This is a genomic window from Dokdonia ponticola (assembly GCF_042653865.1).
In the GTDB taxonomy this organism is placed as follows: Bacteria; Bacteroidota; Bacteroidia; order Flavobacteriales; family Flavobacteriaceae; genus Dokdonia; species Dokdonia ponticola.
Map to the genome: position 1 here is coordinate 740815 of NZ_JBHSFV010000001.1, position 19633 is coordinate 760447.

Sequence of the window (19633 nt, forward strand, 5' to 3'; positions counted from 1 at the left end):
TAAGCATTTTTATATGAGAGTTGATAAATATTTGTGGTGTATCCGTTATTTTAAGACGAGATCTATAGCGACCAATGCCTGTAAGAAGGGACAAGTAAAGGTAAATGACGCCGTTGCTAAACCTTCTAGAGACGTGTATCCCACCGATAAAATAAGCGTACGTAAAAACCAAATATTATATACGCTAGAGATCATGGATCTTCCTGAAAGTAGGCTGGGCGCAAAGTTGGTAGATATGTATAGAAAAGACACTACACCTAAAGAAAATCTCGAAAAATTAGAGCTGCTTAAATATTCTAAAGATTATTACAGAAAAAAAGGAACAGGAAGACCTACCAAAAAAGACCGTAGGAATATTGATGAAATCTATGAAAACGATGATTTCTTTACAGACTCAAAAGACAGCGAAGAAGAATAATATACCGTAGTTTATTAATTAAGAAAGTATGAAAGTAAAACTTGAAAAAATACTAGACCACAAAGCTATTCAGCATAAAATACGACGTATTGCCTATCAGATTTATGAGACCAATGTCAATGAAGATGAGATCATACTTGCAGGTATTGCAGACAATGGCTATAAATTTGCAGAACGTCTCCAAAGCTCTCTAGAGGAAATTGCACCTTTCAAAACAGTGCTTTGTAAAGTAACGATGGACAAACAAAATCCTTTAGGAACTGTAAAGACCAGCCTTACAGAAGAAGAATATGCAAACAAATCTGTTGTCCTAATAGATGATGTTCTGAACTCTGGAACAACACTAATTTATGGCGTACAGCATTTTTTAAATGTTCCTTTAAAGCGTTTTAAAACAGCTGTGCTTGTTAACAGAAATCATAAAAAATATCCTGTAAAAGCCGATTTCAAGGGGATTTCATTAAGTACCTCTCTTAACGAATCTGTAAAAGTAACTTTTAGAAAAGGAAATGATATGGCCGTTTTAGAATAAAGTTGCTATAATTTCTTCTACAATCTGGGATTCATTTTGGCCATTTACTTTGATCACTTTAGAGGCTTGATTGTAATAAAAGCTTCTTTCAAAGAGATGCTTTCTCACAAACTCCTCTAGTGCCTCTTTGGATTCTTGATTTGCGATAAGAGGGCGTTGAGACTTTTCATCCCATAACCTACGGGTTAGTTCTGTTACTGGCACATTTAGATATACAGAAATCACATTACTATCTTTTATATCCTGCATATTATTACCATAACAAGGGGTTCCCCCTCCTAATGATACTATTTTTTTGGTTTTAGTCTCTTTTAAGAGCTCTTTTAGATAGAGCGCTTCCTTTTTTCTGAAGTATATTTCGCCTTTAGCTGTAAAAACATCAGAAATAGACGCATTTTCTTTTTGAGAAATAAACTGATCATAATCTACAAAATCATACCCTATCTGTTTTGCTAAAAGCTGACCTATAGTGGTTTTTCCTGATCCCATATATCCCAATAAATAAATATCCATGCGCTAGTTTTATAGTAAAAAACAAAGGTATTATCAAAAGATGAAAAAAATGCTAAATTTATTTCAAAAAGGCTTTGATATATAAATTAATTGGCTGTATATTTGCACCCGCATTCAGGAAAAGACCTGGTAGCTCAGTTGGTAGAGCATCTCCCTTTTAAGGAGAGGGTCCTGGGTTCGAGCCCCAGCCAGGTCACATGAATAACAACCTCTGTAAATATACTTACAGAGGTTTTTTTATGACTATAAACAAAGTATTTGAGGATCAAGTCCAAAACTTGGGATCAAGTGCAAAACTTGTGGGATTTAAACTTACAATACAAGTACTGCAATATTTTCAAATTGAGTAATCTTTTCGTTAATTTTTCAAATCACGATGGTAAATGTACTGCCTTTATTAAGCTTGCTTGTAAAATTGATGGTTCCCTCCAACAATTCCAAATAGCATTCTACGATACTCAGACCTAGTCCTGTTCCCTGAAAATCTTTGACATTTCGAGCCCGAAAAAAACGTTTAAATAAATGTTCTTGCTCTTCTTCTGGAATACCAATTCCTTCATCCTTCACTTTCAGCACTAATTCTCCATTCCTATTATGTGTTGTTAGTACCACATCTGTTTCAGAATATTTTATAGCATTGGTCAATAGGTTTGTCAATATATTATGTAATATTTTCTTGTCTTGTTTTATTTCGACCCTCCCCTCATGCATATACTGTATCCTTTGACCCTTTTTTAGCAAAACTTCCATCTCTTCAATAACTGTATTTATAAATTCGAGAATGTTAAATGTTTCTTTCTTTACCCTCATCATATCCTTCTCCAATTTTTCAAGTGAAAGAAAGTCATCTAGTATTGTAGTAAAATTTTTGATCGACAACTTGATGCGTGTGATATGCGGGTCAATTTTGTCAAACCGACCCAAATTTTTAAATCTTTCAATAAGAATGGCTGATGACATGATAATAGTAAAAGGTGTTCGTAGCTCATGTGAAGCAACAGATATAAAGTCACTTTTCATTTGGTTAATGTGTCTTTCCGATTCCAGTGCATCGCTTATATCTTTTGTACGCGCTATAACCTCCGATTCCAATTTTTCATTTTGCCACTCCAAAAAGTCTTTTTCTTTTTGCAAATCTTCATGGTGTTTTTGCAGGGCTTCCATTTTTCGAAGTTCCGTTATATCTTGTATAGCTACACGACAAATTGGATTATCTTGATCTACTTGAATATCAACTGTACCGTGGACAAGCGCTACAAATTCTCTATTCTCTAGATACTTTATTCGAAGTTCAAAAGAAGGTAAGACCCCTGTTTTAAATGCTTCGCGTAGTTTAAGAAAAAAAGTAGTGGATTCTCCTTTGGTCATATAAGCTGAAAATGGTTTACCTATCAAACGTTGACGCTCTATACCCAACATTGAACAAGCGGTCAGATTGAGATTAACTATAACTCCTTTGGAGTTTAATAAAAGGTAACCTACGGGAGCAAAATCAAAGAGATCAGTATACTGATCACTAATCTCCACTAAACGGTGTTGAGCCTCTCTCAGCTCTTGGTTTTGCATCTCCAGCTCTATCTGATGTACATCTAGTTCGTGTAAAAGTACCTTAGCCTTTTCAACAGAAATGTGTCCTTGCCGATCGGGAAGTTTTTTGATTTGTGCTTCTGCTCTTGAGCGAAGATTGTCCTTATTTGCATGATTAGTTACCATTCCCTTCTTTTTTCAATTTTAACAGCTCTTTTTCAATTTCAGTTAGTTCAGTAACATCTATAGAAGCACAGGCAATACCGGTAACTTTCCCACTATGTAATACAGGACGAACCATCAGATCAAAAAAGTAGACACTCCCAGCTATTTTTAAAGATATGATTTGTCGCTCAGCCTCCTTGTTTCTAATTACCCTTTTTTTTATATCCTCTAGCACCTTAGCATCCTCCTTTGAAAAAAAGTCAACATCCGATTTTCCGATCATATTTTTGAATTGAAAATCAGGATGAATGCTTGCAATACTGGTATATATTAAGTTTTTATCTTGAGTATATACTACTGTCTTGGTCATCTCAAGTAGTTCCTCATACTCTCGTTTGATTTGTTCCAACTCTTCTGCTAGTCGTTTTTCCTCTGTAACATCTACAAATGTGATTACTACGCCTTCTATCACATTTTGTCCTGTACGGTATGGCATGATCTGCATTTTGTACCAAGTACCATCCATACTTTTAACAGACTGCGTATTTACCACCAACGTCTTTAGTACTTGCTTAACATTTTCAGCAAATCCGTTATCAATCAGGCTGGATGACAAATCTCCTATAGGACGCCCTACATCACTCTGTATTAGATTAATGATTTTACCCATTTGAGGTGTAAACCGTTTAATCTTTAACTCTGCATCCAGAAAAATTGTGCCAATCTCGGTGCTCGCCAGCAAATTGCTCATATCATCATAAGCCTGTGCAAGCTCATCTATTTTACTCTGTAGTTCAGTGTTTACAGTAACAATTTCTTCGTTTACACTTTGCAACTCTTCTTTTGAGGTTTCCATTTCCTCATTAGTACTCTGCAATTCTTCGTTGCTAGACTGTAGTTCTTCGTTAGAAGATTTAAGTTCCTCATTAGAAACTTCCAACTCTTCAATAGTTGAGCGCAAATATTCTTTTGTGGCGGTCAGTTCCTGTTCAAGGGCATGTAGCTCGGTGATCTCATCTGGAGGAGCAGGCAAAATTTCAACAGGAGCATCTATCACAGTTGGCTTGTCCTCGAAAGTTACCATAAAAAAAACTTCCTGATTATCACTGAGTTCTAATGGAGATATCCTAAGATCTATAGTTTGTGAAGATCCATTGGTCTCTATGAAAATATCTTTTCTGAGTTCAGATTTTCCACTTTTGCGCACCTTTACTATAAGGGTACGAAGATCAGTTTTAAGTCCTTTACGAGCCATTTCCACAATATTGAGCTTCGCCTCCCCTGGAGATGGCTGCAGATATTTGCCCGTATTACCAAAAAAATATACAGCATCACCTTCGTTATTAATTATTGCGCAAGCAGGTGCATAATTGGTCAAGAGTAAGCGTTCAATATTTCTAGCAAAATTTTCCTTAGACTGTATTTTTAAATCAGACTGACTTTCAACTTTGACAACACTCGGCTCTCGGAAAAACTCACCAATATCAGGTATTTTGGTCAGCTTCACATTTTTGTTTTTGAATATCTTGTGCTTTCGATCTATAGTTTCAAACATATTAGCAAACTCTCCTAAAGACTCTGAACTACCTAAAAACAAAATACCTTTAGGCTTAAGAGCATAGTGAAAAATAGCAAAGACCTTTTTTTGTGCCGTTAGGTTCAAATAGATCAGCAAGTTTCTACAACTTATTAAATCCTGTTTTGAAAATGGAGGATCTTTTATCAGGTTATGTTCTGCAAAGACAATCTGGTCACGAATCTCTTTCTTTATTCTATAGCTAGTCTTATCACCAAAAAAATAACGGGAGAGGCGCTTTTCATTTACATTGGCAACAATAGTTTCTGGATAAACGCCCTGTCTTGCAAAATTGATAGCATTGGCGTCAAGATCTGAAGCAAAGATCTGAACTTTGATCGTTTTAGGTTGCTTTCGGATGACCTCATCAAAAAGAATAGCTAAAGAATATGCTTCTTCACCCGTGGAACAGCCCGGCACCCAAATCCGAATAGTGTCTCCATCGTTTTTTCTATCCAAAATCTGTGGAATAATAGTTTTCTGTAAAGCCTCAAAGGCTTCCTTATCACGAAAAAAACTAGTTACACCTATGAGCAATTCCTTAAAGAGTTTTATGACTTCCTCTCGATTCTTTTGAAGATATTTTACATAGTTCTCCAATTTATCGATTTGGTTTAGTGCCATACGTTTATCAATCCTTCGGGTAACTGTACTACTTTTATAGTCCCCAAAATTACAGCCTGTTTCGTTACGGAGCATAATAAAAATTTTTTCTAAAAGATCCTTCGTGGTATCTAATTTTATCGGTTTTTCCTCTACTTGGAATTTTCGATTCTTACTATATTCTAGTAACTTTTTAGGCATCTCTTTAATAGAAAGTACAAAATCTTCGGCACCAGCAAAAATGGCACTTCTAGGCATACCATCATATTTGGCTGTATTAGGGTCCTGCACTATAGAGAGTCCTCCATAACCCTTAATATCCTTTAGACTTAAGGTTCCCTCTGTTCCCGTACCTGATAAAATAATTCCTACTGCTCTTTCGGTCTGGTCTTGTGCCAATGAGCGAAAGAAAAAATCTATAGGCTTTCGAAAACCCCTTGCCTTTGTAGGCTCCATTAAATGCAATTTTCCGTTAAAAATGGCCATATCCTTATTTGGCGGAATAACATAAATATGATTCGGTTCTACAACCGTATTGTCCTTCACTTCGGACACTTCCATTTGGGTATGCTTTTTTAGCAAGTCAACCATCATACTCTTATGGGTAGGATCTAAATGCTGTACAAGTACAAATCCCATATTTGGATTTTCTGGCATAGCTTCAAAAAATTCTTTAAAAGACTCCAATCCTCCAGCAGAGGCTCCTAAGCCCACGATCAAAAATTCTTTTTGCCTATCTTCTGATTTTGTGATTTTATTGACCAATGTTTTTTTTGTTGTAGTCTGGGTAGTCGATGTTTTGCTTTTTGCCATTATACCAAGTTAATATTTGTAAGGTTGTCATAAACAAATGTAAAAAAAAGAGCCTGATTAACTTTGTATAAAATTACGTGCTGGAATAAACCAATCAAACTCACTTATTTTTGAAAAAAACTCTTGAGTAACACTTACCAAATCAGAAAATATATTTTCCAAAACCAAATATGGACTGAACAATTATAGTATTTTAAAAATACATTGGATTTTTAGTAGTTACCATGATATTTATCAGAAAATTAGATTTTGCATGTTAAACACTATCCAATATTATTAAAAAATGACTCATGTTACATATGAGTATAGAAAAATAGCTTGAGGGTATTTACTTTAGCAAAAGCAAAATATACAACTGTTTTTCAATAATATACAACCATTTCTGATGTAAAACCACATATGAAATTGATATAAAACCACAAATGAAATATTAGAAATTTTCGTACCTTAAGGAGTCAAAATATGGAGCTTAATATTTGTGTAGCTATGATTCAGATTTTAATTATTGAAGATGACAGAGACATACTGCAAAACACTGCCGAACTTTTGGAACTAGAAGGTTATTCTACTCTTACGGCTGCCAATGGCAAGATCGGGCTAGAAAAAACCAAGCTTTACTCACCAGATTTGATTCTGTGTGATCTCCGTATGCCTGAAATGGATGGCTTTTCCTTGCTCAAGCATCTTAAACAAGATTCTGATACTAAAAAAATTCCTTTTATTTTTTTTAGCGCTAAATCTGAACTAATTGAGATAAAAATGGGACTGGATGCCGGGGCTAATGATTATGTAACCAAACCCTTTGAGTTAGAGGAGTTATTATTATCAATTGAAAATTGTTTGGATAGTCGAGAACAGGCATAGAGAAAGGCTAGGCAATAAATTTAGGTTTAATCTCAAGAGTTGCAAAGTTTTTAAAAACCTAAAAAATTTGAGTGTGTAATTTAGCGTTAAGCGAAACAAATACGCTACTATTAAAAATCTAAGAAAACCATCTATCAACTAAAAAGCCAATAGCTTTCACTATCGGCTTATGAACCTGTGTGTAATTTATGTGTTTACTACTTATTCTTCATTTTTAACATCTATATACCAACTTTAACCTGTGGTTTCATAAAACATATATAATTAAAGATACATTATAGATATTTATTAATGATCTATACAATTATTGTGTTATAGGATTAATAAATAAAGTCTTGATTTTTTCTTTTTAAAAATGGGTTACTCTATATTTGCACTCGAATAAATTTTAAAGCAATCAAGAAGGGTTTCTTCAAGATTTATTATAAAGTAAATTTCTACCCGGGTGCTGAAATTGGTAGACAGGCACGGTTGAGGGCCGTGTGCACTAGTTGCGTGTGGGTTCAAGTCCCATCCCGGGTACTAAACGGGACACCTTCATTTTTTTTGATGGTGTCCCGTTTTCATTTCCACTCATATTGCCTGTTATTGTTGGGATTGCACTAAAAATAGAATTTACTCTTATGGTTCGATAACGGTCATTTTTGTGATCAAACAGGATTCCTTCAGGAAATAGCATATTTTGAAGTCTCTTTTTTGCTTCCAAATCTCCTGAACTCCACAATACCGATAGATTCGAGGAATAATCCACAGCTAAATTAATTGCTTTTTCAAGGTTCGATACATCTAAACTATTTGCTTGTAAATACTCTTGTTTTTCCATTCGCTCCTTCTCTGATCTCCCTTTGAATTTAATGTATTGCTCCCTTGTGATTTCATTAAATACAAATCGCTCCTCTAACAGTTCTATTTTTTGATCTAAGGCTTTTACTTGCTTTTCTATCGCTGATGCTTCTTGTAACTGTTCTTTGTGCTGTTCTAAGAAGGTGTAGCTCATTACTTCTTTTAAAGGAGCGATATATTTCTGATCTGCTAATTGATACTGTGTAAGGAGCTGTTCAAACTTTTGGTGCATGATTCTAGCACTTCTATTCTCTTTGCTTCCTCTTCGGTTATTTTTATAATAATACAACCCTTTTTTCTTTACGAGATAGCCTGTATAATATCCTCCGCAAGAACTTGCTTTTACAAATTGTTTAAGTGGAAGGTTCTCTTCATCCTTGTTGTAGGATTGAGTTTTGTCCTTATTGCGTAAGGATTCATTGATTTTTAGAAATAGTTCCTTAGAGACCATGGCTTCATGTTTTCCTTCTATAACTTTATCTGGAATATGAGCGCTTACAACCAATCCACAATAGAAAGGATTTCTGAAATAGTCACTTAGCTTCTTATAGCTTATAACCAATCCTTTTTTTTCAAGACGCTCTGCTATGGCTCTATAACTTAGGTTTTCTGTTGCCCTCCACTTAAAGGCGTAACGCAGTAATTTCCCTTGTTCGTTTACCACGATGTTTTGAACCTTTCCTTTGCCTGGATTTAAGTTAGTGTATCCGAAAGGAACTGCACCAATCCAATAGCCCTCAAGAAGCTTCTCTTGCATTCCTGTGACGGATTTATCACGTCTTAGTTCGTTATCAAACTGAGAGAACATATAATAAAGATTCTGTTGAAATGATCCTGATGCAGTAGTAGCGTCTACATTTTGAGTGACTGAAAGTACGACGATACCCTCTTTCATAAGTTGTTTGCTTATGTATGCCCCATTTGCTCCTGTTCTTGAAAAACGATCATAGGAATAGACGATGATATAACTGATCTCTTTTTTATGTCTCTTTACATAGGTAAGCATCTTTTGAAAGTGTTTACGCTCATCTGACTTTGCTGATTCGTATGTTCCACCAAAATATGCTACCACTGCTATTTCCTTGTTTTTAGCATACGCTTGGCAATACTTCTTTTGAGTTTCTAATGAAGCATTGTTCTCTGCCTGTTCTTTGGTAGATACACGGGTGTAGATAACGGCTTTACCCTGTGTGTTAATCTGCTTGGTTTTTGAAGCCTTTGCATAGGATGCAAAGGCTTGTAATTCCTTGTTTCTCATAATCGCTACTTTTCTAATCTAACCTGACACAAAACCACCTTACAATACCTCTCTAGGCTTTCGATAATATGTTCTGCTTCTTTGCGAGTAACCTTTTCAAACCCTTTAAAAGATCGAAGCCTTTTCGGGGTCATCTTTTCTATGCTTGCTATCGATGTTGATAACATCGATCTCTTAGGAGTCTTTCTACAAGTTACATTTTTTGTCTTTACATTCTTTTTCCTTTTTGTAATCTTTTTTTGGGATAACATAATCCAATTCTGTCATAGTCATACTTCCATTGTTTCTGGTCAGTACAACCCACTAGTGATCTTGTTCGATGTTCACATCGCCCTTCTTTATCTACTTATCTAAACTTTTTTGGTTGGTTTATGTTTTACCGTTCTTTTAATCTTTGAAATTTTTCCGTTATGTTGTTTAATTTCTATGGTTTGGTAATCCTCTTCGTTTAGAATATCTATAATCCGTTTATCTACGATAATATCTTCCTCTATCTCTATGAGTTCAACTTCATTGTTTTTCTTAGTGACTGTTATAGTTTGAGTATCATCATCATTCAATGATGCTAAAACAATCCTATCGTTTTCACTTAGCTTAGGGTAATTAATAAATTCTGTACGAAGATGAATATTCTTAATTCTTTCCTTAAACAAGCTATTTAATCGTATTGTGATGTTACTTGTATAAAAACTTACTCTTGATCCATAATGATATGCCTTTTCATCAATAATAGCAGCTTCGCCTTCACTTGTTAATTCTAAGTATAGGGATTGTCTATTTTTTATCATGTGCAATACCGCTTCTTCAAGCATAGGGATTTGCTCGTCCATAAAATCAGAAGGGATTGAATTATGTAATTTTTCTTTTACTTTCTTGAGGTTGTTTATGGAGTATCCTAGTTTACGACACTCTACCATAATAGATACCCAATAGAATTCTAAATAGGTAAGAAAACGACTTTTGTGATCCTGTTTTTCATCACTATCGATAAGACCAACATCATACCAATGGCTAATGGCACGACGAGATACTTTTGTGTGTTTTACAGGAACGACTCTTTTAGCAAGTACCTCTCTCCATCCTTCTATGCTTTTTATTTTTTTTGTTGCCATATTTATTAAACGCTTTATTTTCCATATTGTTACATATTAGTAACTTTTTATAAATCTACTGTTTTAATACAATACCACAAAATAATAGTTAAAAAAACTTGCAACTATCTTCAAATCTAAATTACAATTGCAATTATGTAAAGGCTAAATATAAACGAAATACTATCAAAACAACGTTACACGTGTAACGTTGTTTTAGGGGTTTTGACATGTAACACCGTCAAATTTGACGATAAAGGCAATAATGTTTTAAAAAACAAGTTGTACATTAGTGTAACAAATAAATATTTATTCGTATGTTTATAGCACATTTAAAGGCACATAGGCTTATGTTATTTCTAAATAAAGTGAAACATTGAAACGTTAGATGCAACGTTTATTTAGCTAATAATGTGTGGTTTAAAAAACAAACAACGTTACACGTGTAACGTTGTTCTAGGGAAATTGGGCACTAATTGCTAATGAAAGAATTAGAATATCAGGGAATCAAATATATGGAATTAAACTGTAAACAATGTGGAACTTTTTTTATTGGGAGAAATAAAAGACAAGTATATTGTTCTTCAAAATGTAGAACAAAAGCCTGTAGAGTCAGACACGGTAAAGGCAAGTTAAGCGAACTCATAAAACAAGAACCTCCAAGCAAATCCATAAACAATATGGATTTGCTTACCGCTTCTATGGGAAGTGTCATAGGAAACACTTTTCAAGAAGTTGTAAATCCTAAAGCAACATATATTGCACAAAAACGTATAGAAGCCAAGCAAGACCTTTTAATCGATAAAATAGAGAATATTGAATTGAATCAACTTAGTATGTCACAAGCTTTGAATTGTGACAAATACAACAATCCTAAAGCAACTATTTTACCCACTTTGCCTAGAAGTATCAAAGCTAAAAAAGACCCACGAATAAAAAAGCTTGTGGATATTGAACTAAAAGAAGAATGGATAGATCGAAATTTTTATTGGGTAGCCCCTACTGTGATCGTTACCGTTTTGTATGTCTGTTATAAATTAATCCCAGATAAACGCCAAAAGGAAGTAGCTTAACTTAAAAAAACTATCATTCTAAAAGGTGCTTTAAGCACATGATCCAATATACTTCCCTCCTCATAAAAATACATCAAAGTTTAAAACCTCAATAATAGTACGGCAAACACGTAATATTATTGAGGTTTTATTATTGTTTTAATTTAATCATTAACAGTATATTAGCGATCCTTATCGTTGATAATTATTTTATAACTATGAAGGGCTATTTCATTTTATAAAAAGGGAAAAGATTACATTATTTCTGTTTAATCTAAATACCTTAAATAAAATGAAAAAACTATTATTAATCTTTACGGTCTGTATATTTACAACATCAATAGTTAGTTGTGAACCAGATAAGAGTATTGAAGAAGAACAAAATGAATTTGCAACAGGACATGGAGAAGTTGGCGATCCAGCCGAAGAAACAGAAGAAGAAGGCGGTAATTAGTTTTCTGATAATATTACCATTAGTAACGGTAATAATATGTTCTATTGCCGTTACTTTTATCCATGAGTATGTACCAGCAAATTCTCAAGAATACATAGATCATAAAAAGAAGTATAAACCAATAATTGAAAGTAGAGACTCTAGTTACAATCAAATTATACAACAACTTGAAAATGGTACTCAGCATGAAAAAGCTTTAGCTATTCAATTCAGGTTGATAGAAAAAAAGTCAAATTTAGAACTAAAAAAATATCAAGCTATAAAAACCAAAATCCTAGAGGAGGATTCTTATATAGGATATACTTCATTTAAAAACTTTTTACTTGGAATAGGAATACGTGTATTTGCTTTAGTGGTTTCACTATTTAGTTTTTATCTTGTATTGAAGGTTCAATTCAATAAAAATGAGAAGAAATTTTGGGTTATAGTATCATCTTGTTTTATACTTTGTTCTGCTTATTGGGCTACTTGGAGTTTTATCTATAAAGTTAATTCTAAAGGAGAATATGATTTTGAAAGATTCGCCTATGATTTAGCCCTATATGGATTACCAATAATCATTTTAATTGCTTCATATTTTATATTTAAGAATAAAAAAACTTTAAAAGAACAAGAAGAGCAATATAATACAGCATTGAGTCAAGTTTTTGATTTAATAAGTATTAAGATTCCCCCTTTAATTAATATCAATCGTCGTGCTGATTTCCTAAAAGAAAAAGAAGACACCATTAAGAAAATGAAGATATGAAAAAGTGGTGGTTGAAATTAAAGCTTAAAAGACTAAAAAGAAAGGGTATTCTATCAGAAAAAGCATACCAAATCAACAAGAGTGATATTGATGAATTAGAAGCATTGGAAGATCAAACTAAAAAAGATAAAATTATTGTTTCTAAACTCGAAAAAACTATAGGGATAACAAATATTATAAAGTCACTTAAAAGTGATTTGTAGTTACATCACTTGCTATTATTATCTTGTTGCTTTCTATAAAGTTCTTCTAAATAGTCTCTTTTAGCTTTTTCTTTAATAGAATCTTTAAGTATAATGTAACTAGGATGATCTTCTATTAAAGCAGTATTATTAATTAAAGCACTTACGAAATCGTCAATAGTAATTTTATGCTTTCCCACTTTAATAAGTTTAGCATAATTAGATGTCGAACTTTCAATATTATCGATATCAGAGTTTTGGTCTTTAAAGAAAATATTTTCTATTTCTCTGATTTCTAACTCAGATAAAGATTCCCTAGTTACAGCTATTCTAATAGTAGCTTGTTCTTTGCCAATAATATCCCCTATTTCTTTCCAAGACAACTTATTAAGTGCTTTGTATGATAATAATTTTTCGTAAAAGTTCATATTGAATTAGGGGTTCAAATGTTTTGTATAGAAAAAAATTACTTATTATTTGTTCTATTTGGAACAAATGTTCTATATTAGCATCATTATTAAGTACTAAAGTAGTTAAAATTTATAGAATTCCGCAAAGGAAATCATAGTCTGATAGAGTATGGGCTAATATTTGTGGAATAAACACAAGTTCTTTTTTCGATAGTTCAACATAGATTAAACAAATCATAATTGTAAATGAGTAAACTTGATGCTCTTTCACACCCAAAGGTTCGTTGGATTATTGATTTTTTTTTTAAAAGGACTTGTGTTTTATTAAGTAATATAATAAGCCATCTATGATTGAAGAGTACTAGTTGTTACTCTTGAAAAATTTCTTCCCTAAAAAATTATGATCAAATCATAGGTTTGTTTTCTTGACTAAGAGGTAAATCATGTTTATAGTACTTCTTATTTCTTAGTCTCGAAGAAAACACTAACATTTTTGAGAGTTTACAAATTAGATCAGTCACTTCACTCATTTATATGATGTTGCGTAATTTCTATGTCTATATTTGAACTCTCCTAAATTTTTAAACACCCTTTTATTGGTATTAATTTAAAAACACAAATGAAGAAAATGAGTAAGAATGTAGGATTATGGGACACTAGAATATTTCTAGTTTTCACAGCAATGACACTTTTTATATGCTGTCAAAAAGATGATGAACCTTCTACACACCTTGGGGGCATCTAAATGAGCAATTACAAACAAACACTAGTAGTGTCTCTTTAGATGAGATTCCCAAAGTGGCAGATTGCCTCTCTAAACTAAGAGATCATAGAGGGCATTTTACTATTGAGAATAATAATTTCATATACAATAAATTAGGTGTGCGCTAGAGGCTATAAACCAATTTTTTAATTTAAAAAATTAGAACTATTTACCCATCTGACCAATAATCATTGCACCACATTTTCAAAAGGGTCTTTTGGGTATAGTTCTATCATTTTATTAAAATTATGAATACAACAGTACAAATGTATGCACAGCAATTAGAAGCTATAAATTACAAGTCTTTATGGTTAGGGGCTAATGTTATGGATAAAATAGAGGGCATATCAAACCATACTGCGTTTTTACGCCCTATACCTGAACTTCATAGTGTTGCTGAGATTATAGGACATCTAGTAGCTTTGAATATAGATGTGATTAATAAGATAAAAAGCTATTTATTCTTGCAACAAGTCTATCAGCCTGATCATTGGCGTTCTAATGAAGAACTCAAAACTATTGGCTGGAAACAATTAAAAGAAGACTATGAGAAAAGTATTTTATCATTGATTATACTTCTTAAAGATAAAGATGATTCTTTTCTTGAAAAGACATACACAGAAGATAACCATAAGAGTCGTTACCCTTTTGAGTATGCCTTAGAAGGTATTATACATCATATTTTATATCACTTAGGACAAATAGGTATTATCATAAAACTTCTTATTAGAAAATAAACAAACATCTAATTACTAGAATAAAAAATAGCCCGTAATGAAGTATTCGAACATACTTAAATCACCCATTTACCTTATGCTAAGTAAGAAAACACTAACATTTTAGAGAGTTCCCTAACTAGATCAGTCACTTCACTCATTTACATGATGTTGTATTCGTTTTGGGTCTATATTTGAACTTTCTTATTTTTTTAAAAACAGCCTTTTATTGAGTATTAATTTAAAACCGCAAATGAAAAAAATGATTAAAAATGTAGGATTACGGAATACTAGAATATTTCTAGTGCTCACAGCAATGACACTTTTTATATGTTGTCAAAAAGATGATGAATCTTCTACACACATAGAGGGGCATCTACATGAACAATTACAAACAACCACTATACATGTTTCTTTAGATAAAATTCCCAAAGTGGTTGAGTATGGCTCAAAATCAGGGGATCATATAGAAGATTTTACTATTGAAAAATCTATTACTATAAACAATGCTGTGTATTATAATTTATCTTAACAAAAAGATAACAATATATAGTTTGTTTTAAATCAACAATTTAAGGAATTTAGACATTAGTTTTTTAGTAATTTCAATATTTGACTGTTAAAAAAACTTTGCAATTACCTATTTTTAAAGTTGTAAAATGAAAACAATAGTTTAGCTACCTATTTATTTGATTTTTACAAAAAGCACCACACCCTCTATTTATCGAATAACAGATTCGTCTGTGAATATCTTTATCCTGCAACTCTTGTTAGTTATATGGTATAGGTGTTTATGTACGTTTCACAAAAAATTTAATAACCATCATACAATTATTATGAGTAGAATTTTTTTATTTTTTATTTTTGTTTTTTCATTTTTTACTTCAGTGTATGCTCAACAGAGTATTGATCCTGATTATTTGAAAGAAAATATTCCTGCAAGTCCAGAGGCCGGAAACTTAGGAACTTACGGAGATATTGGAACAAATCCGTATAATGGGAAGGCTAATATTTCAATTCCTATACATCAAATCAATTTTGAAGGGTTAAGTATTCCTATTCAATTATCGTATGACTCAGGGGGTATCCGTGTAAATTCAGAATCAAGTTGGGTAGGTATGAATTGGTCATTAAGTGCAAATGCTGCAATCACGCGTGACATTCAAGGAAATGATGATCTCAATGAAGGTGATATTCCAAATGATCAAGGCACAATCTCAGCGTTTGTTTATAATATCGATACTGTAGTTCAAGATCCACCAGGAGGTACTCCTTCCGTGTCTATAGGTGACATTATTGAAGTTCATGCGACTTATGGTAATGGCACATCTCCAACAGCTCCAAAAACATATGCTGATACGCAACCAGATATATTTAATGTATCTGTCTTTGGAAAGAGTTATACCTTTAGATTTAACAAGCGTAACGGAATATCAACGACCCTAACTACTCATATATTTAACAATAATCACGCACAAATTGATTACGATTTAATTACACAGACTTTTACTTTATTAGACGATAGAGGTTTTGAATATGTTTTTTCTACAAAAGACTACGCTGCAACCGTATCATCTACTCGTTCTAGCAATGGAAATGGATCTTCTGATACAAAAGAATTTACTTTAAGTGGTCTGGCTGAAGATCACAACCCAGAAGGAGATAATACAATTATTACAAGTTGGCTTTTAGATCGGATAACATCACCAACTGGGCAACAATTATTTTTTTCATACCAAGAAGGGGCTCATTTTACGCATCCTTCATATTCAGGCCGTATTGTTTTTAGAGAATCTAATACACATAGCGGAAATGACGAATATGGAGAAGATTATGATGAATCATTGGTAACATATACATCTTCTATGTCTCTAATTAACAGTAATTATCTTTCAAGTATTTCAGGTGATTTTGGTGAAGTTAATTTCACTTCCATCGAAGATAGAAGAGATTTACTAACTGGTAGTGACGTAGGAGCGATTTTTCCATCTACTCCTCTTAACGATACTAACTTTGTTGTATGGACTAAAACTTCATCTGGAATACATAGAGTAGACTATACTCACGGAACACCTTCAAATAATCATTTCCAGCCTACAGGACGCCGTCTTTCTAGTATTGATATTAAAGATTATAATAGCAATACTGTCCGAACTGCAACATTTGATCACGGATATTATAATGATCAGGTACTTGGTAACTCAGACGAAGCTAAAAATTTACGTTTAAAACTTAATGGGATATCTATACTAGATCAACAATACGAATTTGAATATGAAAACCCAAATGGACTTCCTGAAAAAGGGACATTTGACACGGATTTTTGGGGCTTTTATAATGGTGCCAATAATATTACGAATGTCCCAAGCATAGGGAGATTTGGCACGCAAGAAATATCCAATCAATCATATCAAATAGGGCAAACTTATTTTGACTTTGATGGAGGTAGTAGAAAAGCTGAATTTTCTTTTGGAAACAGGGGGAATTTAATCAAAATCGTATATCCTACAGGAGGTTATTCTGAGTTTCAATATGAATCAAACAAAGCACTTGTTAATGGTCCCGCACCTTATGTAGTTACTGATTATTTTCCAAACGGAACAATGCGTTGGACAAATCTTACGAATGAAGATAACTACAGGTTCACTTATCAATATCTCAAGAATGCTCAAAGCCCTAATTATGATTTTTTTAGTTATAGATATGATGCGAGTACAACAACACAGACCTCACCTCTCAATTTTACTAACCAAAGTCAGATTATAGTAAATAATGGTATAGGAATAGTTAATGGACAAGGTAACCTTTATAGATTCACTGGAATTGATAATTTTGAGCAATTCTATGACGTTCCCAAGTACTATGTTCAAGACAATAATAATCCATCAAATATTTATCCATTATTTTATTATGGAGATTGGCAAAATTCTAATGTAGGGACACCTGCACAAGATTCCCCTCCGGGCAATGGAACTGTAGTCATTCCTCCTGGAGACTATATATTAATCCGTCAACAAAATACAGATCCAGGTATGCCTGGAGTTCAATTATTTCCTGAAGATTTTACTCTCTCTACGCAAATACCAAACACGACTGATCCTAATCTTCCACAATTTATAGAGGGTTTTGCTGTAGGAGGCTCACGAATTAAAACAATTACTAATAGGAATAACGACGGAAAATTTATAAGTAAAAAACAATTTGACTATAAATTGCCTAATGTAGATTCGCAAGATTTATCTAGTTCTGGTAAACTTATGGATGAGCTTATTTTTCATACAAAATTCACAGGGTTTTTCTCCTATACTCCCTCTAGACCAGGTTATGGTGGAGGTGTGGACGGTATAACTATTACTTCTAACTCTAATCTTCGTGGAAATCCTTCCGCACAAGGGTCACACATAGGATATTCATTTGTCAGAGAATATCAATTAGATAAAGATGATGTGCTACTTTCTATTACAGACCGTTCTTTTTCGAATGAACCAAACCAATATCATAAAAAAAGCTTCGAGCATATCTTTTACTGGAATCCTACCTACTCAGCGAATCAAACCAGATATGTACAGGCTCAAAATGCAATCATGTTGGGAATGAATCCTAAAAATAGTTATGAAGCTTCTAATGGCAATTTGCTGACTGAATCATTATATGATTGTTCCGAGAATTTACTTAGGACTACTCAGAATGAATATGAGTCAATTTTTATAAATAATGATCTACAATACTATGCAAATTTTAATAGCTTACCTTATGTACCTGAGGAAGGAGAGGGTGTGTACCCTGTATGGATGGAAAATGGCGACACTTACATAACATTTAGACAACCCCTTACATATTCTCGTTTATCAGTTCCTACCTTCTCTCAAACAATAGATTATTTATCGAATGGTCAAACCTACACAGATCAATATTCTACGTATGATGGTAATGGAAATTTAGTAGCAACAGAATCTATTGTAAGAGATGGAGAATCTACAGTATCTACTTATTATTACCCGTATGATAGTGAAGTAGCTTCAGTTCCAGGAGTATCTAATCTTGTTGCAGAAAAGCAGTTTTCACAAGTTGTCAAATCAGAAGCATTTTACAACGATCAAAAATTAGGAAGTGTATTGTTAAACTTTGCAGATAATACTAGTACAGGAAATAATGTGCGTGTTACAGCTTCCAAATCAGCAAAAGCCAATGATAATTTAGAGACAAAAGTTAACTATGAGTATTACGATAATGACGGAAACTTACTTCAAAGTAGACAAGAAGATGGCACACCTATGAGTTATATATGGGGGTATAACAAGGAATATATCATCGCTAAGGTTCAGAATATAACCTATACCGATCTTGCAAATTTAACAACTATTACGACATTACAGTCTCAATCCAATAGTGATACTAGTAGTTGCTTAGGAAATGCTAATTGTAATGAGCAAACATTACGTAATTCATTAGAAACTCTTCGTAATGCCTTACCCGAAAATGTATATATGACGAGTTATACGTATGATCCTTTAGTAGGAGTTACTAGTATTACTGACCCTAGGGGAAGCTCTATGTATTATATATATGATGCCAATAATAGGTTAAGTGAAGTATATGATCAGGATTACAAACTGATTAGTAAGAATGAGTACAATATAACCAATGATTTAATAAGTACTCTAGGGGAAGATGCTATCGGGATTACAGAATGCGGTAGTACTGTTCCAGAGGAAACAGATCCTGATCCTAATCCCGATAATCCAGACGGTCCCTTAATAATTGTAGGCTCTCGAATGGCAGATAACACCATACAGAAAGATGGGCAGAGCTATCCCGCTTTGAGTAATTCAATTGATCTTATAGATACACAAACGAGTACTAGCAATGTAACGCTCCATTATCAAGCATTTCCATACGGGGGATCAGGGAACCTGATGTATCGATGGAAATTAAAAGGAGAGACTTTTTCTGCATATTCTTCTTCGCCAACGTGGACTAAAGTGTTTGATTGTTCTTCTCAAGACCCCAGAGGTATTGAAGTGATCTGCGAAGTTAAGGATATGACTTTAGGGATTACCGAGAGAGATAGATTACAACATCTAGTATTGTGTAACGATTAAAAC

General features: G+C 33.2%; 16 protein-coding genes and 2 tRNA genes. 12 read left to right on the forward strand and 6 right to left on the reverse strand.

Going from position 1 to position 19633, the window contains the following annotated elements; genetic code table 11:
- Positions 1 to 13: 13 nt before the first annotated feature.
- Positions 14 to 418: an RNA-binding S4 domain-containing protein gene (locus ACFO3O_RS03550; RefSeq protein WP_379977123.1), complete on the forward strand. Its 405-nt coding sequence runs from the start codon at positions 14 to 16 to the stop codon at positions 416 to 418.
- A 28-nt stretch (positions 419 to 446) separates the two neighbouring features.
- A complete protein-coding gene (locus tag ACFO3O_RS03555; protein ID WP_379977124.1) occupies positions 447 to 950 on the forward strand; it encodes a phosphoribosyltransferase family protein in 504 nt (167 codons plus the stop codon).
- Here the strand turns inward: ACFO3O_RS03555 and ACFO3O_RS03560 are convergent.
- Entirely contained in the window at positions 942 to 1463 is a 522-nt protein-coding gene (locus tag ACFO3O_RS03560; RefSeq protein WP_379977125.1) for a shikimate kinase, read from the reverse strand. The two genes, ACFO3O_RS03555 and ACFO3O_RS03560, sit on opposite strands and share 9 nt — an antisense overlap.
- A gap of 123 nt (positions 1464 to 1586) precedes the next feature.
- Here ACFO3O_RS03560 and ACFO3O_RS03565 point away from each other — a divergent pair.
- Positions 1587 to 1659 (forward strand) — tRNA-Lys (locus ACFO3O_RS03565).
- Positions 1660 to 1829: 170 nt separating this feature from the next.
- On the opposite strand, the gene ACFO3O_RS03570 is transcribed toward ACFO3O_RS03565, so the two are convergent.
- Positions 1830 to 3176 carry a PAS domain-containing sensor histidine kinase gene (locus ACFO3O_RS03570; protein WP_379977126.1) on the reverse strand — a complete coding sequence of 449 codons (1347 nt, stop codon included), beginning with the start codon at positions 3174 to 3176 and terminating at the stop codon, positions 1830 to 1832.
- The gene (locus ACFO3O_RS03575; protein ID WP_379977127.1) at positions 3166 to 6147 is read right to left on the reverse strand and encodes a CheR family methyltransferase; all 2982 of its coding nucleotides are present in this window, start codon (positions 6145 to 6147) and stop codon (positions 3166 to 3168) included. Before ACFO3O_RS03575 ends, ACFO3O_RS03570 begins: the two co-directional genes overlap by 11 nt.
- A gap of 462 nt (positions 6148 to 6609) precedes the next feature.
- Between ACFO3O_RS03575 and ACFO3O_RS03580 the strand changes: the two genes are divergently transcribed.
- Positions 6610 to 7011, forward strand: coding sequence for a response regulator transcription factor (locus tag ACFO3O_RS03580; protein WP_379977128.1), 402 nt, complete (start codon positions 6610 to 6612; stop codon positions 7009 to 7011).
- A gap of 439 nt (positions 7012 to 7450) precedes the next feature.
- A tRNA-Leu gene (locus ACFO3O_RS03585) sits at positions 7451 to 7533 on the forward strand.
- On the opposite strand, the gene ACFO3O_RS03590 is transcribed toward ACFO3O_RS03585, so the two are convergent.
- Together ACFO3O_RS03590 and ACFO3O_RS03595 are read right to left on the reverse strand one after the other, a co-directional pair.
- On the reverse strand, positions 7499 to 9112 hold the full coding sequence (locus tag ACFO3O_RS03590) for a recombinase family protein (RefSeq protein ID WP_379977129.1): 1614 nt from the start codon (positions 9110 to 9112) through the stop codon (positions 7499 to 7501). The two genes, ACFO3O_RS03585 and ACFO3O_RS03590, sit on opposite strands and share 35 nt — an antisense overlap.
- A 350-nt stretch (positions 9113 to 9462) precedes the next feature.
- Entirely contained in the window at positions 9463 to 10224 is a 762-nt protein-coding gene (locus ACFO3O_RS03595) for a hypothetical protein (RefSeq protein ID WP_379977130.1), read from the reverse strand.
- A gap of 461 nt (positions 10225 to 10685) precedes the next feature.
- On the opposite strand from ACFO3O_RS03595, the gene ACFO3O_RS03600 reads away from it, so the two are divergent.
- The 4 genes from ACFO3O_RS03600 (at position 10686) to ACFO3O_RS03615 (ending at position 12660) form a co-directional block, all read left to right on the forward strand.
- Complete coding sequence (locus ACFO3O_RS03600) at positions 10686 to 11276, forward strand: hypothetical protein (RefSeq protein WP_379977131.1); 591 nt, start codon at positions 10686 to 10688, stop codon at positions 11274 to 11276.
- A gap of 271 nt (positions 11277 to 11547) precedes the next feature.
- Positions 11548 to 11709, forward strand: a complete 162-nt coding sequence (locus tag ACFO3O_RS03605) for a hypothetical protein (RefSeq protein WP_379977132.1) — start codon at positions 11548 to 11550, stop codon at positions 11707 to 11709.
- Positions 11657 to 12457 carry a hypothetical protein gene (locus tag ACFO3O_RS03610; protein ID WP_379977133.1) on the forward strand — a complete coding sequence of 267 codons (801 nt, stop codon included), beginning with the start codon at positions 11657 to 11659 and terminating at the stop codon, positions 12455 to 12457. The genes ACFO3O_RS03605 and ACFO3O_RS03610 overlap by 53 nt, the downstream gene beginning before the upstream one ends.
- Positions 12454 to 12660 (forward strand): hypothetical protein, encoded by a 207-nt coding sequence (locus ACFO3O_RS03615; RefSeq protein ID WP_379977135.1) that lies wholly within the window; start codon positions 12454 to 12456, stop codon positions 12658 to 12660. The genes ACFO3O_RS03610 and ACFO3O_RS03615 overlap by 4 nt, the downstream gene beginning before the upstream one ends.
- Before the next feature lie 5 nt (positions 12661 to 12665).
- On the opposite strand, the gene ACFO3O_RS03620 is transcribed toward ACFO3O_RS03615, so the two are convergent.
- Positions 12666 to 13067: a hypothetical protein gene (locus tag ACFO3O_RS03620; RefSeq protein ID WP_379977136.1), complete on the reverse strand. Its 402-nt coding sequence runs from the start codon at positions 13065 to 13067 to the stop codon at positions 12666 to 12668.
- Positions 13068 to 14060: 993 nt separating this feature from the next.
- Here ACFO3O_RS03620 and ACFO3O_RS03625 point away from each other — a divergent pair.
- The 3 genes from ACFO3O_RS03625 to ACFO3O_RS03635 all read left to right on the forward strand — a co-directional run bounded on the left by ACFO3O_RS03625 (position 14061) and on the right by ACFO3O_RS03635 (position 19630).
- Entirely contained in the window at positions 14061 to 14549 is a 489-nt protein-coding gene (locus ACFO3O_RS03625; protein ID WP_379977137.1) for a DinB family protein, read from the forward strand.
- A gap of 232 nt (positions 14550 to 14781) precedes the next feature.
- Positions 14782 to 15060 (forward strand): hypothetical protein, encoded by a 279-nt coding sequence (locus tag ACFO3O_RS03630; RefSeq protein ID WP_379977138.1) that lies wholly within the window; start codon positions 14782 to 14784, stop codon positions 15058 to 15060.
- Positions 15061 to 15364: 304 nt separating this feature from the next.
- Positions 15365 to 19630 (forward strand): RHS repeat domain-containing protein, encoded by a 4266-nt coding sequence (locus tag ACFO3O_RS03635; RefSeq protein WP_379977139.1) that lies wholly within the window; start codon positions 15365 to 15367, stop codon positions 19628 to 19630.
- Positions 19631 to 19633: the final 3 nt, after the last annotated feature.